The organism is Streptomyces sp. NPDC056480, from assembly GCF_042795405.1.
Taxonomy (GTDB): domain Bacteria; phylum Actinomycetota; class Actinomycetes; order Streptomycetales; family Streptomycetaceae; genus Streptomyces.
This window is the reverse complement of sequence record NZ_JBHTSA010000065.1, coordinates 18,846-41,185: the sequence shown is the minus strand read 5'-3', so window position 1 is coordinate 41,185 and position 22,340 is coordinate 18,846. Positions and strand designations below refer to the sequence as shown.

18 protein-coding genes are annotated in these 22,340 nt (G+C 70.7%); 2 read left to right on the top strand and 16 right to left on the bottom strand.

Annotation, left to right across the window (positions count from 1 at the left end):
- Positions 1–26 precede the first annotated feature (26 nt).
- Positions 27–2,027, top strand: coding sequence for a CocE/NonD family hydrolase (locus ACFQ79_RS25670; RefSeq protein WP_383587397.1), 2,001 nt, complete (start codon positions 27–29; stop codon positions 2,025–2,027).
- A 39-nt stretch (positions 2,028–2,066) separates the two neighbouring features.
- On the opposite strand, the gene ACFQ79_RS25665 is transcribed toward ACFQ79_RS25670, so the two are convergent.
- A complete protein-coding gene (locus ACFQ79_RS25665; protein WP_383587394.1) occupies positions 2,067–3,398 on the bottom strand; it encodes a peptidase in 1,332 nt (443 codons plus the stop codon).
- A 290-nt stretch (positions 3,399–3,688) separates the two neighbouring features.
- Here ACFQ79_RS25665 and fahA point away from each other — a divergent pair, with 290 nt between their 5' ends.
- Entirely contained in the window at positions 3,689–4,915 is a 1,227-nt protein-coding gene (fahA, locus tag ACFQ79_RS25660; protein WP_383587391.1) for a fumarylacetoacetase, read from the top strand.
- A gap of 25 nt (positions 4,916–4,940) precedes the next feature.
- Here the strand turns inward: fahA and ACFQ79_RS25655 are convergent, their stop codons facing one another.
- The 15 genes from ACFQ79_RS25655 to ACFQ79_RS25585 form a co-directional block, all read right to left on the bottom strand.
- Positions 4,941–5,765 carry a carbohydrate-binding protein gene (locus tag ACFQ79_RS25655; RefSeq protein ID WP_383587388.1) on the bottom strand — a complete coding sequence of 275 codons (825 nt, stop codon included), beginning with the start codon at positions 5,763–5,765 and terminating at the stop codon, positions 4,941–4,943.
- A gap of 46 nt (positions 5,766–5,811) precedes the next feature.
- Positions 5,812–6,816 (bottom strand): helix-turn-helix domain-containing protein, encoded by a 1,005-nt coding sequence (locus tag ACFQ79_RS25650; protein WP_383587385.1) that lies wholly within the window; start codon positions 6,814–6,816, stop codon positions 5,812–5,814.
- A gap of 142 nt (positions 6,817–6,958) precedes the next feature.
- Positions 6,959–8,620: an NADH-quinone oxidoreductase subunit NuoN gene (gene nuoN / locus ACFQ79_RS25645; protein ID WP_383587382.1), complete on the bottom strand. Its 1,662-nt coding sequence runs from the start codon at positions 8,618–8,620 to the stop codon at positions 6,959–6,961.
- On the bottom strand, positions 8,617–10,188 hold the full coding sequence (locus ACFQ79_RS25640; RefSeq protein ID WP_383587379.1) for an NADH-quinone oxidoreductase subunit M: 1,572 nt from the start codon (positions 10,186–10,188) through the stop codon (positions 8,617–8,619). The genes nuoN and ACFQ79_RS25640 overlap by 4 nt, the downstream gene beginning before the upstream one ends.
- A 5-nt stretch (positions 10,189–10,193) precedes the next feature.
- Positions 10,194–12,086 (bottom strand): NADH-quinone oxidoreductase subunit L, encoded by a 1,893-nt coding sequence (gene nuoL, locus ACFQ79_RS25635; RefSeq protein WP_383587377.1) that lies wholly within the window; start codon positions 12,084–12,086, stop codon positions 10,194–10,196.
- Positions 12,087–12,096: 10 nt separating this feature from the next.
- The gene (gene nuoK, locus ACFQ79_RS25630; RefSeq protein WP_189800457.1) at positions 12,097–12,396 is read right to left on the bottom strand and encodes an NADH-quinone oxidoreductase subunit NuoK; all 300 of its coding nucleotides are present in this window, start codon (positions 12,394–12,396) and stop codon (positions 12,097–12,099) included.
- The gene (locus ACFQ79_RS25625; protein WP_383587373.1) at positions 12,393–13,217 is read right to left on the bottom strand and encodes an NADH-quinone oxidoreductase subunit J; all 825 of its coding nucleotides are present in this window, start codon (positions 13,215–13,217) and stop codon (positions 12,393–12,395) included. The genes nuoK and ACFQ79_RS25625 overlap by 4 nt, the downstream gene beginning before the upstream one ends.
- Entirely contained in the window at positions 13,214–13,810 is a 597-nt protein-coding gene (nuoI, locus tag ACFQ79_RS25620; RefSeq protein ID WP_383587370.1) for an NADH-quinone oxidoreductase subunit NuoI, read from the bottom strand. The genes ACFQ79_RS25625 and nuoI overlap by 4 nt, the downstream gene beginning before the upstream one ends.
- Complete coding sequence (gene nuoH / locus ACFQ79_RS25615; RefSeq protein WP_383587367.1) at positions 13,785–15,146, bottom strand: NADH-quinone oxidoreductase subunit NuoH; 1,362 nt, start codon at positions 15,144–15,146, stop codon at positions 13,785–13,787. The genes nuoI and nuoH overlap by 26 nt, the downstream gene beginning before the upstream one ends.
- Positions 15,143–17,641 carry an NADH-quinone oxidoreductase subunit G gene (locus ACFQ79_RS25610; RefSeq protein WP_383587364.1) on the bottom strand — a complete coding sequence of 833 codons (2,499 nt, stop codon included), beginning with the start codon at positions 17,639–17,641 and terminating at the stop codon, positions 15,143–15,145. Before ACFQ79_RS25610 ends, nuoH begins: the two co-directional genes overlap by 4 nt.
- Positions 17,638–18,990: an NADH-quinone oxidoreductase subunit NuoF gene (gene nuoF / locus ACFQ79_RS25605; RefSeq protein WP_383587361.1), complete on the bottom strand. Its 1,353-nt coding sequence runs from the start codon at positions 18,988–18,990 to the stop codon at positions 17,638–17,640. Before nuoF ends, ACFQ79_RS25610 begins: the two co-directional genes overlap by 4 nt.
- Positions 18,987–19,727: an NADH-quinone oxidoreductase subunit NuoE gene (gene nuoE / locus ACFQ79_RS25600; protein WP_030318838.1), complete on the bottom strand. Its 741-nt coding sequence runs from the start codon at positions 19,725–19,727 to the stop codon at positions 18,987–18,989. Before nuoE ends, nuoF begins: the two co-directional genes overlap by 4 nt.
- Entirely contained in the window at positions 19,724–21,046 is a 1,323-nt protein-coding gene (locus ACFQ79_RS25595) for an NADH-quinone oxidoreductase subunit D (protein ID WP_383587358.1), read from the bottom strand. Before ACFQ79_RS25595 ends, nuoE begins: the two co-directional genes overlap by 4 nt.
- On the bottom strand, positions 21,046–21,777 hold the full coding sequence (locus ACFQ79_RS25590) for an NADH-quinone oxidoreductase subunit C (RefSeq protein WP_383587355.1): 732 nt from the start codon (positions 21,775–21,777) through the stop codon (positions 21,046–21,048). Before ACFQ79_RS25590 ends, ACFQ79_RS25595 begins: the two co-directional genes overlap by 1 nt.
- Positions 21,774–22,328, bottom strand: coding sequence for an NADH-quinone oxidoreductase subunit B family protein (locus tag ACFQ79_RS25585; protein WP_319310819.1), 555 nt, complete (start codon positions 22,326–22,328; stop codon positions 21,774–21,776). Before ACFQ79_RS25585 ends, ACFQ79_RS25590 begins: the two co-directional genes overlap by 4 nt.
- Positions 22,329–22,340 lie beyond the last annotated feature (12 nt).

Sequence of the window (22,340 nt, the reverse complement as noted above, 5' to 3'; positions counted from 1 at the left end):
GCCCACCCGTCCCTTGAGGTGACGTGATGACGAAGATCCGTACCGACTTCCCGTACGAGACCCGCCACGAGGACCTCCGCATCCCGCTGCCGGACGGAACCCGGCTGTACGCGCGCGTGTGGCGGCCGCTCACCGACGAGCCCGTGCCGGCGCTCCTGGAGTACCTGCCGTACCGGCTCACCGACTGGACGGCGCCCCGCGACTGGCAGCGCCACCCCTGGTACGCGGGCCACGGCTACGCCTCCGTACGGGTCGACGTCCGCGGCCACGGCAACAGCGACGGCCTGCCCGGCGACGAGTACGACCCGGTCGAGCTCGCCGACGGCGTGGCCGTCGTGAACTGGCTCGCCGAGCAGCCCTGGTGCACCGGCAAGGTCGGCATGTTCGGCATCTCCTGGGGCGGCTTCAACTCGCTCCAGATCGCCGCGCTCGCCCCCGAGCCGCTCAAGGCGATCGTCACCGTCTGCTCCACCGACGACCGCTACGACAACGACGTCCACTACATGGGCGGCTCGGTCCTCGCCGTCGACATGCACGCCTGGGCCGCCACCATGCTCGCCTTCGTCTGCCGGCCGCCCGATCCGCAGTACGTGGGCGAGGAGTGGCGGGAGATGTGGCTGAAGCGCCTGGAGGCCGTGGAACCCTTCCTGCACACCTGGCTCTCGCACCAGACCCGCGACGCCTACTGGCGGCACGGCAGCGTCTGCGAGGACTACGGCGCCATCCGGGCCGCCGTCCTCGCCGTCGGCGGCTGGCACGACCCGTACCGCGACACCGTCCTGCGGCTCGCCCGGCACCTTCCCCAGGACCGGGTGCGCGGCATCATCGGCCCCTGGTCGCACCAGTACCCGGACCGCGGCCTGCCGCCCGGCCCGGCCATCGGCTTCCTCCAGGAGACGCTGCGCTGGTGGGACCACCACCTCAAGGACGCCGACAACGACGTGATGGCCGAGCCGCTGCTCCGCTCCTGGATCAGCGACTCGCACCTGCCGGCGACGGTGTACGACGAGCTGCCGGGGCGCTGGGTCACCGACCCCGCCTGGCCCTCCCCGAACGTCACCCCCGTGACGTACGCCTTCCAGGGCGCGCCGGTCGTGGTCGACTCGCCGCAGCAGACCGGACTCGACGCGGGCCGCTTCTTCCCCTTCGGCAACGACGCCGACCTGCCGCCCGACCAGCGCGACGAGGACGCCCACTCGGCCTGCTTCGACTTCCCCGTCCCGGAGGACGGCGGCCCGGTGGAGATCCTGGGCCGCCCGTCGGTGAGCCTCGCCCTGCGCACGGCCGCCCCGACCGGCCAGGTCGTCGCCCGGCTCTGCGACATCGCCCCCGACGGCTCCTCCACCCTGGTCACCCGGGGCGTGCTGAACTTCTCCGCCCGCTACGGCCGGGACCGGGCCGTGGAGGCGCAGATCGGCGAGACGGAGAGCTTCGTCTTCGAGCTGAACGGCATCGGGCACGCCTTCGCGCCCGGCCACCGGGTGCGCCTCGCGGTCTCGTCCGCGTACTGGCCGTGGATCTGGCCGCAGCCGGACGCGGCGGGCTTCACCCTCGACCCGGCGGGCTCCTCCCTGACCCTGCCGGTCCGCCGCCCCACCCAGGACGCCGTCGCATGGGAGGAGCCGGAGCAGTCCGAGCCGCTCGGCGTGGTCTTCCCGCGCACCCTGGAGGAACCGCGCCCGGAGCGGGTGGTGGTCAGGGACGTGGCGAAGGGCGAATGGACCCTGGAGGTCGACCCGAAGTACGGCGGCACGCGCGTGTACCCGGACGGTCTCGAGTTCACCGAGGACGCCGTGGAGACCTACACGATCGACGAGAGCGGCCCGCTGTCCGCCCGTACGAACTCGGAGTGGACGATCCGGCTGCACCGCCCGGAGCTGGCCTGGGACGTCACGGTCGACACCCGCTCGGAGATCACCTGCGACGCGGACTCGTTCTTCACGACGAACGAGGTGGTGTGCAAGGAGGGCGGGGAGGTCGTCTTCCACCGGACGTGGGAGAAGACGATCCCCCGTACGGCGGGCTGAGAGCACGCCGTACGGGGGACCGGGAGGAGCGGGTGCCGGTTACGCGTCCGCGCCGGCCTTGCGGCGGCGGGCGATCACCAGGGCGCCGGCGCCGAGGGCGACGGTCGCGGCGGCCGCGAGGCCGAGCCGGGTGAGGTTCTCGTTCGCGCCGGTGGCGGCCAGGCTGCCCTTCACCGGGGTGTTCGAGGAGCCGCCCTGCTGGGTGGTGTTGTCGTTGCCACCGGTGGTGGGCGCCGGGGTGGGCGTCGCGGTGGTCTCCGACGGGGTCGGCTCGGGCGTCGGCTTCGGCTTGTCGGTCTTGGCCGCGAGGATGTCGAAGTCGACCTGCGCGAACTGCTCGCCGCCGCACTCCTCGTCCATCTGCCCGTAGCCGGCGAAGCTGAAGGCCGCGCCCTTGCCCGGGGCGGCGTCGGCGGGGACCGTGAGGCGGAGCTTCACGTCGTAGTGGCCGCCCTTGACGAGCTTGCCGATCTCGATGGAGTCGAACTCCTCGGTGAACGGGGTCCACTCCAGGTTGTCGGCGGAGGACCACTCGACGGGGATGATCCGCTTGCTGAAGTCCGTCTCGTCGTCGATGAGCTCACCGGGCTCCGGGAAGCGCACGGCGTCGACGAAGGCCTCGACGTCCTCCAGGGTCCGCTCGGAGGTGTTGCTCACGCGCAGCGAGAAGGAGGCGCTCTTGCCGGCGGTGACCGCCTTCGGTCCGGTCAGCGCGACCTTGAGGGAGTCGTCCTCCTCGCAGTCGTCGAAGCCGCCCTCCTCGAACTCCTCCAGGGCCTTCTCGGCCTCGGCGAGATCGGTGCGGGCCAGCGTCAGGTCCACGTCGAGGAGGGAGATCTTCTGGCTGAGAGCGACGCGCGCGTCGTCGAAGGGCTTCGCGGCCTCCCCCGCCTTCTTGTTCCGCAGCTCGGCGGCGGTCAGGGTGGCGGCGGCCTCCTCGACGGCCGTCTTCGCGTCGGCGACCGCCTTCTCGGCCGCCTCCTTCTGCTCCGGCGTTGCGGCCGCAAGGGCCTCCTCGGCCTTGACCAGCTTCTCGTCCGCGTCCTTCTTGGCGGCCTTGGCCGCCACGAGGGCCTTCCAGGCCTCGGCCAGCTCGGTCGCCAGGGCCTCGTCGAGCTTCATGTTCCTGAGCTCGGTCACGAGGGTCTTGCGCTGCTTCTCCAGCGCGTCGACCTTCTCCTCCGCCTCGGTGACGGCGGCGACGAGCTTCTCGTACTCGTCGAAGTCGGGGTCTTCCTCACCCGGCGCGGGCTTCTGCGTCGACGCGGGCGCCGGCTTCGTGTCGGCGAAGGCGGGCGCGGCGGAGAGGAACACGACCGGGGTGGTCACGGCGGCGGCCACGGCGGTCGCGAGGATGCGACGAATCTTCACAGTGCGGGACCTTTTTCCTGGTCAGGGAAGGATGAGAGAAATGCGGGGCGCGCGCCTGCGGCAACCTCACGCGGCGCGATACCACCGTGATCGTATGGCCAGGAACGGCGGTTCGGGAGCCCTGTTCTCGCAGCTCGGAGCGGGGGTGAACGCCCTCCGGCCACGCAAAGCGCGCAAAGCCCGACAGTTGCCCACGGAGGCCGCGCTTTCTGTGTGATCCATGTCATCCACGCCCGAGAGCGCGCCCCGTAACGTGTCCCCCACACCCGTGGAAAGCGAGGCACGCACCGATGTCCGAGCACAGCCCGCTCGACCTGGCCGAGGGCGATCCCTTCGGCCCGCACAACCTCCCGTACGGCGTCTTCTCCACCGCCGACGAGCCCGACCGGCGCCGGCTCGGCGTCCGGATCGGCGGGCACGTGCTGGACGCGGGTGCCGCGGCGCACGCGCTCGGCTCCCCGTACGCGGCGCTCCTCGACCGGCCGAGCCTCAACCCGCTCCTCGCGGCCGGGCGGACCGCCTGGCGTGACGTCCGCCGGGCGCTCACCGCCTGGCTCACGGTGCCCGCGCACCGGGCGGACATCGAGCCGCTGCTGCACCCGCTCGACGAGGTGACCCTGCATCTGCCGTACGAGGTCGCGGACTACGTCGACTTCTACGCGAGCGAGCACCACGCGACGAACGTGGGCAGGATCTTCCGCCCCGACGGCGACGCGCTCACCCCCAACTGGAAGCATCTGCCGATCGGTTACCACGGTCGCGCGGGCACGGTCGTGGTCTCCGGCACCGATGTCGTACGCCCTTCGGGGCAGCGCAAGGCCCCGACGGACCCGGCGCCGGTCTTCGGCCCCTCCGTCAAGCTGGACATCGAGGCGGAGGTCGGCTTCCTGGTCGGCACGCCGTCGGAGCTCGGCACGCCGGTCGCGCTCGCCGACTTCCGGGAGCACGTGTTCGGTCTGACGCTGCTCAACGACTGGTCGGCGCGGGACGTGCAGGCCTGGGAGTACGTGCCGCTCGGCCCGTTCCTGGGCAAGTCGTTCCAGACCTCGGTGGCGGCGTGGGTGACGCCCCTGGAGGCGCTGGACGCCGCCCGGACCGCCCCGCCCGCGCGGGACTTCCCGCTCCTTCCGTACCTGGACGACGCGGGCGAGGAGGAGCCGGGCGGCTTCGACGTGCGGATCACGGTGGAGATCAACGGCGAGGCGGTGGCCGAGCCGCCGTTCTCCACCATGTACTGGACGGCCGCGCAGCAGCTGGCCCACATGACGGTGAACGGCGCCTCTCTGCGCACGGGTGACCTGTACGGCTCGGGGACGGTGTCCGGGCCCGAGGTGAACCAGCGCGGTTCGCTGCTCGAACTCACCTGGAACGGCCGCGACGCGATCGAACTCGCCGGTGGCAAGCGGACGTTCCTGGAGGACGGCGACGAGGTCGTGATGACGGCCTGGGCGCCGGGCCCGGACGGCACGCGGGTGGGCCTCGGCGAGGTCCGGGGCCGGATCGTCCCCTCGGCCTGATCGTCCCCTCCGCCTGATCGCCCGCCTACACGGCCCGCCAGAGCGCGGGCACGTTCGGCGGCTCCCAGCCGGCCTGGCCCGTGTGTGCCTGGAGGCACACATAGGCCGGGCCGCCGTACGTGACCCGGTCGCCCGCCCGGTAGGCGGTCCCCGCGGCCCAGCTCCCGCCGGGCGGCTGGGTGGTCGCGGTGGGGGTCGGGCTCGGGCCGGGGTTCTGCGGCACGTTCAGGACGAAGTCGAAGGCCGCCTCCTTGGCCGTGCCCGCGTCCCGCACGCTCATCAGGAGCCGGGCGTCGAAGATGCTGTCGGTGTTGTTGCGGGGCTCTCCCGGGAAGTACAGCTGCGAGGTGAGCACCGGGCGTCCGGGCGCCTGCACCTTGACGTGGAGGTGCCGGGTGCGGCCGGGATAGAGGCCGGGCACGATGGTGGTCAGCTTGAACGCGCCCTGGGCGTCGGTGAACTGGTGCCCGCGGAACCGGAAGCCGGTGTTGTCGTAGGCGCCGTTGGTGTCGGCCTGCCAGAAGTCGAGCAGGGCGCCGGCTATCGGCCGGCAGGCGAGCCCGAAGACGTAGCCGCTCACCGTCAGCCGTACGCCGGTCGTCCCGGACTCCAACAGGCTGTTCCGCAAGGGCGAGTTGGGCTTGAAGTACGGGCCCTCGGTCTGCGGCACCGTGGGGTCGTCGCCGTCGTCGCACTCCGGCGTGAGCGCGGGCGCCGTCTCGCCGGCCGTGAGCGTACGGGCGAGCGCCGGTACGCCCATGAGGACCGTGGGCGCCGCGATGCCGGCCGCGAGCGCGGCCCGCAGCACCGCCTTACGGGTGACGTGCCCGGTACTGGTCTCGTTGTCCATGCCTGCCTGCTCCTCGCGTGGGGGCTGAGGGGGGTCGGCACTGAACCTAGGCGGGCCGGGCGGCACCTTCGATGGACGGATCGCGGCGGTCGTGGTGTTTCCGTTCGCCGCGCTTCCCTTCGCCGCGCTTCCCTTCGCCGGGCGTCCCTTCGCCGCGCCTCCGTTCGTGGGACCTCCGGAAGTCCCCGGGGCTGAGGCCGGTCTCGCGGCGGAAGAAGCGGCAGAAGTACGCGGGGTCGTCGAAGCCGACCCGGGCGGCCACCTGACGGATCGAAAGGCCGGTTCCGACGAGCAGCCGTTGGGCCTCGCGGGAGCGCGCCTCGCGGAGCAGCGCGCCGGGGGTGCGGCCGGTGGCGGCCCTGACGGATTCGGCGAGGTAGCCCGGGGTGACGCCGATCAGCTCGGCGCACTCGCGCACGGTCACCCCTGCCGTTCCGGTACGGGCGAGCAGGCGGGCGAACTCCTCGGCGACGGCCGCGGGTCTGCCCGACGGAGGCGCGTGGGTGCCGGGGCCGCGCAGTCTCGCCGTACGGACCAGGAGGACGTGCAGGAGGGAGCGCAGGACGGTCGCGAAGCCGTCGGCGCCGTGGCCGTACTCCTCGATGAGTTCGCCCATGAGGCGGCCGGTGCGCGCGTGCGCGGGTCCGTCGAGGGTGAGCCAGGGCCGCTCACCGAGGCGGCGCAGGAGGTCCCGGTCGCCGGGGTGGTCGAGGAGGAAGTCCTCGGTGAAGAGGACGACGGTGCCGTCCAGGCCCCGGGCGTCCTCCCAGTGGTGCAGCTGCCCGGGCAGGATGAGGCCCAGGTGGGGCGGGTGGAGCTCCCAGCGGGCGAGGTCCACGACATGGGTGCCGGTCCCGGCGGTGACGTGGACGATCTCGTAGAAGGTGTGCCGGTGCGGGAAGGCGGCCCTGGACATGGGGCCGATGGTGTCGAAGGTCCCGACGGCGAAGGGGACCTGGTCGGGCAGCCTGACCTCCAGGCGGTGCATGGGCGGGTCGCCGGCCCTGGGGGCGGTGCAGGGGGTTCCGGGTAAGGCGGTCGTGCCGCTCATGGTGCGGCTCCCTCTCCTCGACTGGTACAGACCACTGGGGGCGGTTGCCACGATGGCACGCCTCCCTCCCCCGGGTCACCCCCGCGTACGGCGAAGGGCCCGGCTCGCCCCCGAGCCGGGCCCCTCACGCGTGCGGCCGGAGCTACCGGACGAACACGCTCGCCTGGTTCGCGAGGTCCAGGAAGTACTGGGGCGCGAAGCCGAGGACCAGCGTGACCGCCACGCCCGCCGCGATCGTGACCGTCGTCAGGGCCGAGGGCACGGCGACCGTGGGGCCGTCCGCCTTCGGCTCGCTGAAGAACATGAGCACGATGACCCGGATGTAGAAGAACGCGGCGATCGCCGAGGAGATCACACCGACCACGACGAGCGCGCCCGCGCCGCCGTCGGCCGCCGCCTTGAAGACCGCGAACTTGCCGGAGAAGCCGGAGGTCAGCGGAATGCCGGCGAAGGCGAGCAGGAACACCGCGAAGACCGCCGCGACGAGCGGCGAACGGCGCCCGAGGCCGGCCCACTTGGAGAGGTGGGTGGCCTCGCCGCCCGCGTCCCTGACCAGGGTGACGACGGCGAAGGCGCCGATGGTCACGAAGGAGTAGGCGCCCAGGTAGAAGAGGACGGACGAGATTCCGCTGGGCGTGGCCGCGATGACACCGGCGAGCAGGAAGCCCGCGTGCGCGATCGACGAGTAGGCGAGGAGCCGCTTGATGTCGGTCTGGGTGATGGCGACGATCGCACCGCCCAGCATGGTGACGATGGCGACGCCCCACATGACCGGCCGCCAGTCCCAGGTGAGGCCGGGCAGCACCACGTACAGCAGGCGGAGCAGGGCGCCGAAGGCGGCGACCTTGGTCGCGGCGGCCATGAAGCCGGTGACCGGGGTCGGGGCGCCCTGGTAGACGTCCGGGGTCCACATGTGGAACGGCACGGCGCCGACCTTGAAGAGGAGCCCGGTGAGGACCATCGCGAAGCCGATGAGCAGCAGTGCGTCGTTGCCCATGGTGTCGGCGAGCGCCGGGTTGACGGTGGCGATGGAGCCGTCGACGACCTGGGCGATGGTGGCGTACGAGACGGAGCCCGCGTAGCCGTAGAGCAGGGCGATCCCGAAGAGCAGGAAGGCCGAGGAGAAGGCGCCGAGCAGGAAGTACTTGACGGCCGCCTCCTGCGACATCAGCCGCTTGCGGCGGGCGACGGCGCAGAGCAGGTACAGAGGGAGGGAGAAGACCTCCAGGGCGACGAAGAGCGTCAGGAGGTCGTTGGCGGCCGGGAAGACGAGCATGCCGGCGATGGCGAAGAGGGCGAGCGGGAAGACCTCGGTGGTGGTGAACCCGGCCTTGACGGCGGCCTTCTCGTGGTCGCTGCCGGGGACGGCGGCGGCCTCGGCGGCGAAGGAGTCGACCTTGTGGCCGTGGTCGGCCGGGTCGAGCCTGCGCTCGGCGAAGGTGAAGATCGCGACGACGGAGGCGAGGAGAATGGTGCCCTGGAGGAAGAGGGCGGGTCCGTCGACGGCGATGGCGCCCATGGCCGCGATGTGGGCCTTGGTGGAGCCGTATCCGCCGGCCGCGAGGCCGACGATGGCGGCGAAGGCGGCGACGAGCGCCACGACGCTGAGGAAGACCTGGCTGTGGTAGCGGGCCTTGCGGGGCACGAAGGCCTCGACGAGGACGCTGACGATCGCGGCGCCGAGCACGATGAGTACGGGCGAGAGCTGGACGTACTCGATGTGGGGTGCCGGGATCTTGTCCAGCGGTTCGGCAGCGGTCGTCCACAGGCTGTGGACAGAGGATGCGACGGCGATCGAGCTCACTTGGCCGCCTCCACTTCTGGCTGGGGGTCCTTCTGCTGGACGTCGGACATGGTGTGCTGCACGGCCGGGTTGACGACGTCCGTCAGCGGCTTCGGGAAGACCCCGAGGAAGATCAGGACGGCGATCAGCGGCACGACGACCGCGAGTTCACGCACCCGCAGGTCGGGCAGCTCCCGTACCTCCTCCTTCACCGGCCCGGTCATCGTCCGCTGGTACAGGACGAGGGTGTAGAGCGCGGCGAGGACGATGCCGGTGGTGGCGATGACACCGGCCACCGGGTAGCGGGCGTACGTGCCGACCAGGACGAGGAACTCGCTGACGAACGGGGCGAGTCCGGGCAGCGACAGGGTCGCGAGACCGCCGATGAGGAAGGTGCCGGCGAGCACCGGGGCGACCTTCTGCACACCGCCGTAGTCGGCGATGAGCCGAGAGCCCCGCCGGGAGATCAGGAAGCCGGCTACGAGCATCAGGGCGGCGGTCGAGATGCCGTGGTTGACCATGTAGAGCGTGGCGCCGGACTGGCCCTGGGTGGTCATCGCGAAGATGCCCAGGATGATGAAGCCGAAGTGCGAGATCGACGCGTAGGCGACCAGACGCTTGATGTCGCGCTGGCCGACGGCGAGCAGCGCCCCGTACACGATGCTGATGAGGGCGAGGACGACGATCGCGGGGGTGGCCCACTTGCTCGCCTCGGGGAAGAGTCCGAGGCAGAAGCGGAGCATCGCGAAGGTGCCGACCTTGTCGACGACGGCGGTGATGAGGACGGCCACCGGGGCGGTCGCCTCCCCCATCGCGTTCGGCAGCCAGGTGTGCAGCGGCCAGAGCGGGGCCTTCACCGCGAAGGCGAAGAAGAAGCCGAGGAACAGCCACCGCTCGGTGCTGGTCGCCATCTCCAGCGAGCCGTTGGCCCGGGCCTCGGCGATCTCGGTGAGCGAGAAGTTCCCCGCGACCACGTAGAGCCCGATGACGGCGGCCAGCATGATGAGGCCGCCGACCAGGTTGTAGAGGAGGAACTTGACGGCGGCGTAGGAGCGCTGGGCCGCCGCGTTCTCGTCGGAGCCCGTGTGGGCGCGGTCACCGAAGCCGCCGATGAGGAAGTACATCGGGATGAGCATGGCTTCGAACAGGATGTAGAAGAGGAAGACGTCGGTGGCCTCGAAGGAGAGGATCACCATCGCCTCGACCATGAGGATCAGCGCGAAGAAGCCCTGGGTGGGCCGCCACCGCTTGGAGGAGGTCTCCAGGGGGTCGGCGTCGTGCCAGCCGGCCAGGATGATGAACGGGATCAGCAGCGCGGTCAGCGCGATGAGCGCGACCCCGATGCCGTCGACCCCGAGCTCGTACCGGACGCCGAAGTCCTTGATCCAGGAGTGGGACTCGGTCAGCTGGTACCGCTCGCCGCCGGGCTCGAACCGTACGAAGACGACGGCGGCGAGCACGAGCGTGGCGAGCGAGACGAGCAGCGCCAGCCACTTGGCGGCGGTGCGGCGGGCGGCGGGGACGGCGGCGGTGAGGATCGCACCGACCGCCGGAACCGCTGCCGTCACCGTAAGGAGCGGGAATGACATGGTGGTTACACCGCCCTCATCAGCAGGGTCGCGGCGATCAGCACCGCCGTACCTCCGAACATGGAGACCGCGTACGAGCGGGCGTAGCCGTTCTGGAGCTTGCGCAGCCGGCCGGAGAGTCCGCCGACGGAGGCCGCGGTGCCGTTGACCACGCCGTCGACCAGGGTGTGGTCGACGTAGACGAGCGAGCGGGTCAGGTGGGTGCCGCCGCGGACGAACACGGCGTGGTTGAGGTCGTCCTGGAGGAGGTCGCGGCGGGCGGCCCGGGTGAGGAGCGAGCCGCGCGGGGCGACGACCGGGACGGGCTTGCGCCCGTACTGGACGTACGCGAGGGCGACGCCGATCACCATGACGGCGACGGTGGCGGTGGTGACGGTGGCGGCGCTGAGCGGCGAGTGGCCGTGGTCGTAGCCGGTGACCGGCTCCAGCCATTCGACGAAGCCGGCGAACTCGAAGATCGCGCCCGCGGCGACGGAGCCGACGGCGAGCAGGACCATGGGGACGACCATGGACTTGGGCGACTCGTGCGGGTGCGGCGGGTTGCCGTCCGCGTCGGGCTGCCAGCGCTTCTCGCCGAAGAAGGTCATCAGCATCACGCGGGTCATGTAGTACGCGGTGATGGCCGCGCCGAGCAGGGTGACCGCGCCGAGGATCCAGCCCTCGGTGCCGCCCTTGGCGAAGGCCGCCTCGATGATCTTGTCCTTGGAGAAGAAGCCGGACAGACCGGGGAATCCGATGATCGCGAGGTAGCCGAGACCGAAGGTGACGAAGGTGACCGGCATGTACTTCCGCAGGCCGCCGTACTTCCGCATGTCGACCTCGTCGTTCATGCCGTGCATGACCGAACCGGCGCCGAGGAACAGACCGGCCTTGAAGAAGCCGTGGGTCACCAGGTGCATGATCGCGAAGACGTAGCCGATGGGGCCGAGGCCGGCGGCCAGGATCATGTAGCCGATCTGCGACATCGTCGAGCCGGCGAGGGCCTTCTTGATGTCGTCCTTGGCGCAACCGACGATCGCACCGAAGAGGAGCGTGACCGCGCCGACGACGGTGACGACCAGCTGCGCGTCCGGCGCGGCGTTGAAGATGTCGGCGGAGCGGACGATCAGATAGACACCGGCGGTCACCATCGTGGCCGCGTGGATGAGGGCCGAGACCGGGGTCGGGCCCTCCATCGCGTCCCCGAGCCAGGACTGCAGCGGCACCTGGGCCGACTTGCCGCAGGCGGCGAGGAGCAGCATCAGACCGATCGCGGTCAGCGTGCCCTCACTGGCCTCGCCGGTCGACGCCAGCACCGGCCCGAAGGCGAAGGTGCCGAACGTGGTGAACATGATCATGATGGCGATGGAGAGGCCCATGTCGCCGACCCTGTTGACCAGGAAGGCCTTCTTCGCGGCGGTGGCCGCGGTGGGCTTGTGCTGCCAGAAGCCGATCAGGAGGTACGAGGCGAGGCCGACGCCCTCCCAGCCGAAGTAGAGGAGCAGGTAGTTGTCGGCGAGGACGAGCAGGAGCATCGCCGCGACGAACAGGTTGAGGTAGCCGAAGAAGCGGCGGCGGCGCTCGTCGTGCTCCATGTATCCGATGGAGTAGACGTGGATGAGCGTGCCGACCCCGCTGATCAGCAGGACGAAGGTCATCGACAGCTGGTCGAGCTGGAAGGCCATGTCCGCCTGGAAGCCCTCGACGGGGATCCAGGTGAAGAGCCGCTGGTGCAGGGCCCGGTCGTCGGCGCTCTTGCCGAGCATGTCGGCGAAGAGCGCGAGGCCGATGGCGAAGGAGGCGGCCGCGAAGAGCGTGCCGATCCAGTGCCCGACCTTGTCGAGCCGCCGTCCTCCCAGGAGCAGGACGGCCGCGCCGAGCAGGGGTGCCCCGATGAGCAGCGCAATGAGATTTTCCACGGTCAGCCCCTCACAGCTTCATCAGGCTGGCGTCGTCGACCGAGGCCGAGTGGCGGGCACGGAAGACGGACACGATGATCGCGAGCCCGACGACGACCTCCGCGGCGGCGACGACCATCGTGAAGAACGCGATGATCTGGCCGTCGAGGTTTCCGTGCATGCGGGAGAAGGTGACGAACGCGAGGTTGCAGGCGTTGAGCATGAGCTCGACGCACATGAAGACCACGATCGCGTTGCGCCGGATCAGGACCCCGACCGCACCGATGGTGAACAGCAGGGCGGCGAGGTACAGGTAGTTGACGGGATTCACCGGGTGGCCTCCTCTTCGTCCCGGTCCCGGCCGAGCCGCTCCTCGGAGCGCTGCTCCAGGGCCTTGAGGTCGGCGATGGCCTCGGTGGACACGTCCCGGATCTGACCCCGCTTGCGCAGGGTCTGCATGACGGTGAGCTCCGCGGGCGTGCCGTCGGGCAGCAGGCCGGCGATGTCCACGGCGTTGTGCCGGGCGTAGACGCCGGGCGCGGGCAGCGGCGGCACGTGCGTGCCCTCGCGTACGCGCTGCTCGGAGAGTTCGCGCTGGGTGCGGGCCTTCTCGGTGCGCTCGCGGTGGGTGAGCACCATCGCGCCGACGGCGGCGGTGATGAGGAGCGCGCCGGTGATCTCGAAGGCGAAGACGTACTTGGTGAAGATGAGGGCGGCGAGGCCCTCGACGTTTCCGCCGTGGGCGCTGTTCGCGGCACCGAGTCCGGCGAACTCCTTCAGCGAGGCGTTGCCGATGCCGGCGGCGAGCAGGATGCCGAAGCCGAGGCCGCAGGCGACGGCCCACCAGCGCTGGCCCTTGATGGTCTCCTTCAGCGAGTCCGCGGCCGTGACACCGACCAGCATGACGACGAAGAGGAAGAGCATCATGATCGCGCCGGTGTAGACGACGATCTGGACGATGCCGAGGAAGTACGCCCCGTTGGCCAGGTAGAAGACCGCCAGGATGATCATGGTTCCGGCGAGGCAGAGCGCCGAGTGCACGGCCCGCCTCATCAGGATCGTGCAGAGGGCGCCGACGACGGCGACGGTGCCGAGGACCCAGAACTGGAAGGCCTCACCGGACGAGGTTGCGTAGGCCGCGAGGTTGCTCATGCGCCCGCCCCCTCCGGCTCGCCCTTCTCCCCCTTGGACACGGCGACCTGGCGGACCGTCCCCGGCGCGGCCCCTTCGACGAGGCCCAGGTAGTAGTCCTGCTCCGTCATGCCCGGGAAGATCGCGTGCGGCGAGTCGACCATGGTGTCCTCGAGGCCCGCGAGGAGCTGCTCCTTGGTGTAGATCAGGTTCTCGCGGGAGGAGTCGGCCAGTTCGAACTCGTTGGTCATCGTCAGCGCCCGGGTGGGGCAGGCCTCGATGCAGAGTCCGCAGAGGATGCAGCGGGCGTAGTTGATCTGGTAGACGCGGCCGTACCGCTCGCCCGGGGAGTAGCGCTCCTCGTCCGTGTTGTCCGCGCCCTCGACGTAGATGGCGTCGGCGGGACAGGCCCAGGCGCACAACTCGCAGCCGACGCACTTCTCCAGACCGTCGGGGTGACGGTTGAGCTGGTGCCGGCCGTGGAAGCGGGGCGCCGTCGTCTTCTGCTGCTCCGGGTACTGCTCGGTCAGCCGCTTCTTGAACATGGCCTTGAAGGTCACGCCGAAGCCGGCCACCGGATTCTGGAAATCAGACACCGTCCGTCTCCTTTCCATCACTCGCAGTAGCAGTATCGGGGGCGCCACTGACAACGAGGTCCCCGTCCCGTCGCGGACTGCGCCGCGGCACGGGCGGCAGGGACTGTCCGGGCTTGGGCGGTACGGGGAAGCCTCCGGCCATCGGGTCGAAGGAGCGGGTGTCCTCCGCGGGGGGCGCCGCGGCCTTCGCCTTGCGGTCGCGGAACACGTCGACCACGAAGGAGAGCAGCAGCAGTCCGAGGACGGCTCCGGCGACGTACAGGACGATGTTGCCGAAGGCGATGTTCTCGTTCCGGAGCGCCCGGACGGTGGCGACCAGCATCAGCCAGACCACGGAGACCGGGATGAGGACCTTCCAGCCGAGCTTCATCAGCTGGTCGTAGCGGACGCGGGGCAGCGTGCCGCGGAGCCAGATGAAGAAGAAGAGCAGCAGCTGCACCTTGATGACGAACCAGAGCATCGGCCACCAGCCGTGGTTCGCGCCCTCCCAGAAGGTGGAGACCGGGTACGGGGCACGCCAGCCGCCCAGGAAGAGCGTCACCGACACGGCCGAGACCGTCACCATGTTCACGTACTCGGCGAGCATGAACAGCGCGAACTTGATCGACGAGTACTCGGTGTTGAAGCCGCCGACGAGGTCGCCCTCGGACTCCGGCATGTCGAACGGGGCGCGGTTCGTCTCGCCGACCATCGTGACGATGTAGATGATGAACGAGACCGGCAGCAGGATCACGAACCAGCGGTCGGCCTGCGCCTCGACGATCGCCGAGGTCGACATCGACCCCGAGTAGAGGAAGACGGAGGCGAAGGCCGCGCCCATGGCGATCTCGTACGAGATCATCTGCGCGCAGGAGCGCAGACCGCCGAGCAGCGGGTACGTGGAGCCGGAGGACCAGCCGGCGAGGACGATGCCGTAGATGCCGACGGAGGCGACCGCGAGGACGTACAGCATCGCGATCGGCAGGTCGGTGAGCTGCATCGAGGTGCGCTGACCGAAGATCGACACCTCGTTGCCGGCCGGCCCGAAGGGGATCACGGCGATCGCCATGAACGCCGGGATGGCGGCGATGATCGGGGCGAGGACGTAGACGACCTTGTCGGCCTTCTTGACGATCACGTCCTCCTTGAGCATCAGCTTGACGCCGTCCGCGAGGGACTGGAGGAGGCCCCAGGGGCCGTGCCGGTTGGGGCCGATGCGCAGCTGCATCCAGGCGACGACCTTGCGTTCCCACACGATGGAGAACAGCACGGTGATCATCAGGAAGGCGAAGCAGAAGACGGCCTTGATCAGGACGAGCCACCAGGGGTCCGTTCCGAACATGGACAGGTCTTCGGCGGCGAGCGGCGTGGTCATGCCTGCACCTCCGTGACATCGACGGGGCTCGGGGTCGCCGGGCCGATGCGGACCAGGTCGCCGGGGTGGGCGCCGGTGTCGGAGAGGACACCGCGCCCGGCCGAGTTCAGCGGGAGCCAGACGACGCGGTCGGGCATCTCGGTGACCCGGAGCGGGAAGGCGACGGAGCCCGCGGGGCCGGTGACTTCGAGGGTGTCGCCGTCCTTGACGCCGGTGTCGGCGGCGGTGGCGGCGGAGAGCCGGGCGACGGCCGCGTGCCGGGTGCCCGCGAGGGCGGTGTCGCCCTCCTGGAGCCGGCCGAGGTCGAGCAGCATCCGGTGTCCGGCGAGGACGGCCTCGCCGTCGCCGGGCCGCGGCGCGGACTGGCCGGGCTCGACGGGCTCGGAGGCCCGCTCCTCCGTCCAGCCGCCGAGCCGGTCGAGTTCCCGGCGTACGGCCCTGAGGTCGGGCAGCGCCAGGTGGGCGTCGAGGGCGTCGGCGAGCATGTGGAGCACGCGCGCGTCGGCCGGGGCCAGGGGCCGGGTCATCTGCTCGGGCTTGAGCGCGGCCTCGAACATCCGCGCCCGGCCCTCCCAGTTGAGGAAGGTGCCGGGCTTCTCGGCGACGGCGGCGACCGGGAGGACGACGTCGGCGCGTGCGGTGACCTCGCTGGGCCGCAGCTCGAGGGAGACGACGAAGGCCGCGTCGAGGGCCTCCCGCGCGCGTGCCGGGTCCGGGAGGTCGGAGACCTCGACGGCGCCGACGAGGAGGGCGGCGAGTTCGCCGGTGGCGGCGGCCTCCACGATCTGGCCGGTGTCGCGGCCGTAGCCGTGCGGGAGTTCGCGGACGCCCCAGGCGGCGGCGACCTCCTCACGCGCGCGCGGGTTGGTCGCGGGCCGGCCGCCGGGCAGCAGCGCGGGGAGCGCTCCGGCTTCGACGGCTCCGCGTTCGCCGGAGCGGCGCGGGATCCACACGAGCCGGGCGCCGGTGGCGGCGGAGGCGCGCAGGGCGGCGGTCAGCGCGCCGGGGACGCCGGCGAGGCGCTCGCCGACGACGAGGACGGCGCCGTCCTGGCGGAGGGCCTCGGCGGCGGCGAGTCCGTCGCCTTCGAGGCCGACCCGGGAGGTGAGCGCGTCGAGCCACTCGGTCTCGGTGCCGGGGGCGGCGGGCAGCAGGGTGCCGCCCGACTTCTCCAGGCCGCGGGTGGCGAAGGCGGCGACCGCGTAGGTCTTCTGGCCGTGCTTGCGCCAGGCCTTGCGGAGCCGCAGGAAGACGCCGGGGGCCTCCTCCTCGGATTCGATGCCGACGAGGAGGACGGCCGGGGCGGCTTCGAGCGAGGTGTACGTGACGCCCGTGCCGTCCAGGTCACGGCCGCGGCCCGCGACGGCGGAGGCCAGGAAGTCGGTCTCCTCGCCGGAGTGGATGCGGGCCCGGAAGTCGATGTCGTTGGTGTCGAGGGCGACCCGGGCGAACTTGGCGTACGCGTAGGAGTCCTCGACGGTCAGCCTGCCGCCGGTGAGGACGCCGGTGCGGCCGCGGACGAGTCCGCGGGCGGCCGCCTCCAGGGCCTCGGGCCAGGACGCGGGCTCCAGTTCACCGGTGTCGGGGTTGCGGACCAGCGGGGTGGTGAGCCGGTCGCGCTGCTGGGCGTACCGGAAGCCGAAGCGGCCCTTGTCGCAGATCCACTCCTCGTTGACCTCCGGGTCGTCGGCGGCGAGCCGCCGCATGACCTTGCCGCGCCGGTGGTCGGTGCGGGTGGCGCAGCCGCCGGCGCACTGCTCGCACACGGAAGGCGAGGAGACGAGGTCGAAGGGGCGGGAGCGGAAGCGGTAGGCGGCCGAGGTGAGGGCGCCGACCGGGCAGATCTGGATGGTGTTGCCGGAGAAGTACGACTCGAAGGGGTCGCCCTCGCCGGTGCCGACCTGCTGGAGGGCGCCGCGCTCGATGAGTTCGATCATCGGGTCGCCGGCGACCTGGTTGGAGAAGCGGGTGCAGCGGGCGCACAGGACGCAGCGCTCGCGGTCGAGCAGCACCTGGGTGGAGATCGGGACCGGCTTCTCGTAGGTGCGCTTGACGCCCTCGAAGCGGGACTCGGACTGCCCGTGGGACATGGCCTGGTTCTGCAGGGGGCACTCGCCGCCCTTGTCGCAGACGGGGCAGTCCAGCGGGTGGTTGACGAGCAGCAGCTCCATCACACCGTGCTGGGCCTTCTCGGCGACGGGGCTGGTGAGCTGTGACTTCACCACCATGCCGTCGGTGCAGGTGATGGTGCAGGAGGCCATCGGCTTGCGCTGGCCCTCGACCTCGACGATGCACTGGCGGCAGGCGCCGGCGGGGTCGAGGAGCGGGTGGTCGCAGAAGCGCGGGATCTCGATGCCGAGCTGTTCGGCGGCGCGGATGACCAGGGTCCCCTTGGGGACGGAGATCTCGATGCCGTCGATCGTCAGCGAGACGAGATCTTCCGGTGGTACGGCCGGGCTGCCGCCGCCGGCGGGCTGGGGCGTGGTGACGGTCATGCGGTCACCTCCTTGTGGTTGTCCGCCCAGGCGGTCGACTTGGCCGGGTCGAAGGGGCAGCCGCGGCCGGTGATGTGCTGCTCGTACTCCTCGCGGAAGTACTTGAGCGAGGAGAAGATCGGCGAGGCGGCGCCGTCGCCGAGGGCGCAGAACGACTTGCCGTTGATGTTGTCGGCGATGTCGTTGAGCTTGTCGAGGTCGGACAGCTTGCCCTTGCCGGCCTCGATGTCCCTGAGCAACTGGACGAGCCAGTACGTGCCTTCGCGGCAGGGCGTGCACTTGCCGCAGGACTCGTGGGCGTAGAACTCGGTCCAGCGGGTGACGGCGCGGACGACGCAGGTGGTCTCGTCGAAGCACTGGAGCGCCTTGGTGCCGAGCATCGATCCGGCGGCGCCGACGCCCTCGTAGTCGAGGGGCACGTCGAGGTGTTCGTCGGTGAACATCGGGGTGGAGGAGCCGCCGGGCGTCCAGAACTTGAGCCGGTGGCCGGGGCGCATGCCGCCGCTCATGTCGAGGAGCTGGCGCAGGGTGATGCCGAGGGGGGCCTCGTACTGGCCGGGCGAGGTGACGTGCCCGGACAGCGAGTACAGCGTGAAGCCCGGGGACTTCTCGCTGCCCATCGAGGTGAACCACTCCTTGCCCCGGTTGAGGATCGCGGGAACGGACGCGATGGACTCGACGTTGTTCACCACGGTGGGGCAGGCGTACAGACCGGCGACCGCGGGGAAGGGCGGGCGCAGCCGGGGCTGGCCGCGGCGCCCTTCGAGCGAGTCGAGCAGCGCGGTCTCCTCACCGCAGATGTACGCGCCGGCGCCGGCGTGCACGGTGATGTCCAGGTTCAGTCCGCTGCCGAGGACGTCCCGGCCGAGGTAGCCGGCGGCGTACGCCTCGCGCACCGCCTCGTGGAGGCGGCGCAGCACGGGGACGACCTCGCCGCGCAGATAGATGAACGCGTGCTCGGAGCGGATCGCGTAGCAGGCGATGATCATTCCCTCGATGAGGGAGTGCGGGTTGGCGAAGAGGAGGGGGATGTCCTTGCAGGTGCCGGGCTCGGACTCGTCGGCGTTGACGACGAGGTAGTGCGGCTTGCCGTCGCCCTGCGGGATGAACTGCCACTTCATGCCGGTGGGGAAGCCTGCGCCGCCGCGACCGCGGAGGCCGGATTCCTTGACGTACGCGATGAGGGCGTCGGGGCTCATCGCGAGGGCCCGCCTGAGCCCCTGGTATCCCTCGTGCCGCTCGTACGTCTCCAGGGTCCAGGAGTCGGGCTGGTCCCAGAAGGCGGAGAGGACGGGCGACAGGAGCTTCTCGGGGCTGCTGTTGTTGATCTCGGCGGCCAAGGTCATCACTCCCCCTCCTGACCGGAGGTCTCACCACGCGGGTGGACGATTCGGTGGTGCGGCTGCTCGCCCTTGGCGAGTCGGAGTCCCACGAGCGAGGCGGGACCCGCGCCGCCGGTGGCCTCGACGGCGCCCGGGCGCTCGTCGGGGAAGCCGGCGAGGATGCGGGCGGTCTCCTTGAACGTGCAGATCGGGGCGCCGCGGGTGGGTTCGACGGTCCGGCCGGCCCGCAGGTCGTCGACCATGCGCTTGGCGGACTCGGGGGTCTGGTTGTCGAAGAACTCCCAGTTGACCATCACCACGGGGGCGAAGTCGCAGGCCGCGTTGCACTCGATGTGCTCGAGCGTGATCTTGCCGTCGTCGGTGGTCTCGTTGTTGCCGACGGCGAGGTGCTCCTTGAGCTCCTCGAAGATGGCGTCGCCGCCCATGACCGCGCAGAGCGTGTTCGTACAGACGCCGACCTGGTAGTCGCCGGAGGGCTTGCGGCGGTACATCGTGTAGAAGGTGGCGACGGCGGTGACCTCGGCGGTGGTCAGGCCGAGGGTCTCGGCGCAGAACGCCATGCCGGTACGGGTGACATGGCCCTCCTCCGACTGCACGAGGTGCAGCATCGGCAGGAGCGCGGAGCGGGAGTCCGGGTAGCGGTCGATGATCGCGCGCGCGTCCTCGGTCAGGCGGGCGTGGACCTCGGCCGGGTACGCGGGGGCGGGGAGCTGGGGCATGCCCAGACTGATCTGGTCGGTCATCGGTCGACGCCTCCCATCACGGGGTCGATGGAGGCGACGGCGACGATGACGTCGGCGACCTGGCCGCCCTCGCACATCGCGGCCATGGCCTGGAGGTTGGTGAAGGACGGGTCGCGGAAGTGGACCCGGAAGGGGCGGGTGCCGCCGTCGGAGACGACGTGCACGCCGAGCTCGCCCTTGGGCGACTCGACGGCCGCGTAGGCCTGTCCGGCCGGGACCCGGAAGCCCTCGGTGACCAGCTTGAAGTGGTGGATCAGGGCCTCCATGGAGGTGCCCATGATCTTCGCGATGTGGTCCATCGAGTTGCCGAGGCCGTCGGCGCCGAGCGCGAGCTGCGCGGGCCAGGCGATCTTCTTGTCGCCGACCATGACGTCGCCCGGCTCCAGACGGTCGAGGCACTGCTCGACGATCCGGAGGGACTGCCGCATCTCCTCCAGGCGGACGAGGAAGCGTCCGTAGGAGTCGCAGGTGTCGGCGGTGGGGACCTCGAAGTCGTAGTCCTCGTAGCCGCAGTACGGGTCGGTCTTGCGCAGGTCGTGCGGGAGGCCCGCCGAGCGCAGGATCGGTCCGGTGGCACCGAGCGCCATGCAGCCGGTGAGGTCGAGGTAGCCGACGTCCTGCATGCGGGCCTTGAAGATGGGGTTGCCGGTGGCGAGCTTGTCGTACTCCGGCAGGTTCTTCTTCATGGTCTTCACGAACTCGCGCACGGCGTCGACGGCACCGGGCGGCAGGTCCTGGGCGAGGCCGCCGGGGCGGATGAACGCGTGGTTCATGCGCAGGCCGGTGATCAGCTCGTACAGGTCCAGGATCATCTCTCGGTCCCGGAAGCCGTAGATCATGATCGTGGTGGCGCCGAGCTCCATGCCGCCGGTGGCGATGCACACCAGGTGGGAGGAGAGCCGGTTGAGCTCCATCAGCAGGACGCGGATGACGCTGGCCCGGTCCGGGATCTGGTCGGTGATGCCGAGCAGCTTCTCCACGCCCAGGCAGTACGCCGTCTCGTTGTAGAACGAGGTGAGGTAGTCCATGCGCGTGACGAAGGTGGTGCCCTGCGTCCAGGTCCGGTACTCGAGGTTCTTCTCGATGCCGGTGTGGAGGTAGCCGATGCCGCAGCGGGCCTCGGTGACGGTCTCGCCGTCGATCTCCAGGATGAGCCGGAGCACGCCGTGGGTGGACGGGTGCTGGGGGCCCATGTTGACGATGATGCGCTCGTCGTCGGCCTTGGCCGCCGACTGGACGACCTCTTCCCAGTCGCCGCCGGTCACCGTGTAGACGGTGCCTTCTGTGGTCTCTCGGGGAGACGCGTGGGACGTGGACATCAGCTGTACGACCTCCGCTGGTCCGGAGCCGGGATCTGGGCGCCCTTGTACTCGATGGCGATGCCGCCGAGGGGGTAGTCCTTGCGCTGCGGGTGCCCCTGCCAGTCGTCCGGCATCATGATCCGGGTGAGGGCGGGGTGGCCGTCGAAGACGATGCCGAAGAAGTCGTACGTCTCGCGCTCGTGCCAGTCGTTCGTCGGGTAGACCGCGACGAGCGACGGCAGGTGCGGGTCGGTGTCCGGGGCGGACGTCTCCAGGCGGATCAGCCGGCCGTGGGTGAGCGAGCGCAGGTGGTAGACGGCGTGCAGCTCGCGGCCCTTGTCGCCCGGGTAGTGGACGCCCGAGACGCCGGTGCAGAGCTCGAAGCGGAGCGCCGGGTCGTCGCGGAGGGTCCGGGCGACGCGGACGAGGTGCTCCCGCTCGACGTGGAAGGTGAGCTCGTCCCGGTCGACGACCGTCCTCTCGATGGCGTTCTCGGGGAGCAGGCCCTGCTCCTCGAGTGCGCCCTCGAGTTCGTCGGCCACCTCGTCGAACCAGCCGCCGTAGGGGCGGGAGGCCGGGCCGGGGAGCCGGATCGAGCGGACGAGTCCGCCGTAGCCGGAGGTGTCGCCGCCTTTGTCGGCGCCGAACATGCCGCGCTGGACGCGGACCTCCTCGCCGTGCTCCCCGCGCTGCCCCGGCAGGTTCTGCGCGCTGAGGTCCTTCTCGGGGTTGGGTGTCTCGTCGCTCACCGGAGCAGACCCTTCAGTTCAATCGTCGGCAGCGCCTTGAGCGCCGCCTCCTCCGCCTCCCGGGCCGCCTCCTCGGCGTTCACGCCGAGCTTGGAGCCCTGGATCTTCTGGTGGAGCTTGAGGATCGCGTCGAGCAGCATCTCCGGCCGCGGCGGGCAGCCGGGCAGGTAGATGTCGACCGGCACGATGTGGTCGACGCCCTGGACGATCGCGTAGTTGTTGAACATGCCGCCCGAGGAGGCGCAGACGCCCATGGAGATGACCCACTTGGGGTTGGGCATCTGGTCGTAGACCTGCCTCAGGACCGGCGCCATCTTCTGGCTGACCCGGCCGGCCACGATCATCAGGTCGGCCTGGCGCGGTGAGCCGCGGAAGACCTCCATGCCGAAGCGGGCCAGGTCGTACCGGCCGGCTCCGGTGGTCATCATCTCGATGGCGCAGCAGGCGAGGCCGAAGGTCGCGGGGAACACGGACGCCTTGCGCACCCAGCCCGCGGCCTGTTCGACCGTCGTCAGCAGAAAGCCGCTCGGGAGTTTCTCTTCGAGTCCCATAGGTGCCCCTCA

What these genes read in the sequence shown, in the direction of transcription:
- ACFQ79_RS25625 (WP_383587373.1), bottom strand. Translation starts at nt 13,217, where the DNA reads ATGAGCAACCTCGCGGCCTACGCAACCTCGTCCGGTGAGGCCTTCCAG.
- ACFQ79_RS25670 (WP_383587397.1), top strand. Translation starts at nt 27, where the DNA reads ATGACGAAGATCCGTACCGACTTCCCGTACGAGACCCGCCACGAGGAC.
- ACFQ79_RS25585 (WP_319310819.1), bottom strand. Translation starts at nt 22,328, where the DNA reads ATGGGACTCGAAGAGAAACTCCCGAGCGGCTTTCTGCTGACGACGGTC.
- ACFQ79_RS25640 (WP_383587379.1), bottom strand. Translation starts at nt 10,188, where the DNA reads ATGTCATTCCCGCTCCTTACGGTGACGGCAGCGGTTCCGGCGGTCGGT.
- ACFQ79_RS25650 (WP_383587385.1), bottom strand. Translation starts at nt 6,816, where the DNA reads ATGAGCGGCACGACCGCCTTACCCGGAACCCCCTGCACCGCCCCCAGG.
- ACFQ79_RS25610 (WP_383587364.1), bottom strand. Translation starts at nt 17,641, where the DNA reads ATGACCGTCACCACGCCCCAGCCCGCCGGCGGCGGCAGCCCGGCCGTA.
- nuoI (WP_383587370.1), bottom strand. Translation starts at nt 13,810, where the DNA reads ATGGAAAGGAGACGGACGGTGTCTGATTTCCAGAATCCGGTGGCCGGC.
- nuoH (WP_383587367.1), bottom strand. Translation starts at nt 15,146, where the DNA reads ATGACCACGCCGCTCGCCGCCGAAGACCTGTCCATGTTCGGAACGGAC.
- ACFQ79_RS25655 (WP_383587388.1), bottom strand. Translation starts at nt 5,765, where the DNA reads ATGGACAACGAGACCAGTACCGGGCACGTCACCCGTAAGGCGGTGCTG.
- fahA (WP_383587391.1), top strand. Translation starts at nt 3,689, where the DNA reads ATGTCCGAGCACAGCCCGCTCGACCTGGCCGAGGGCGATCCCTTCGGC.
- ACFQ79_RS25595 (WP_383587358.1), bottom strand. Translation starts at nt 21,046, where the DNA reads ATGTCCACGTCCCACGCGTCTCCCCGAGAGACCACAGAAGGCACCGTC.
- nuoE (WP_030318838.1), bottom strand. Translation starts at nt 19,727, where the DNA reads ATGACCGACCAGATCAGTCTGGGCATGCCCCAGCTCCCCGCCCCCGCG.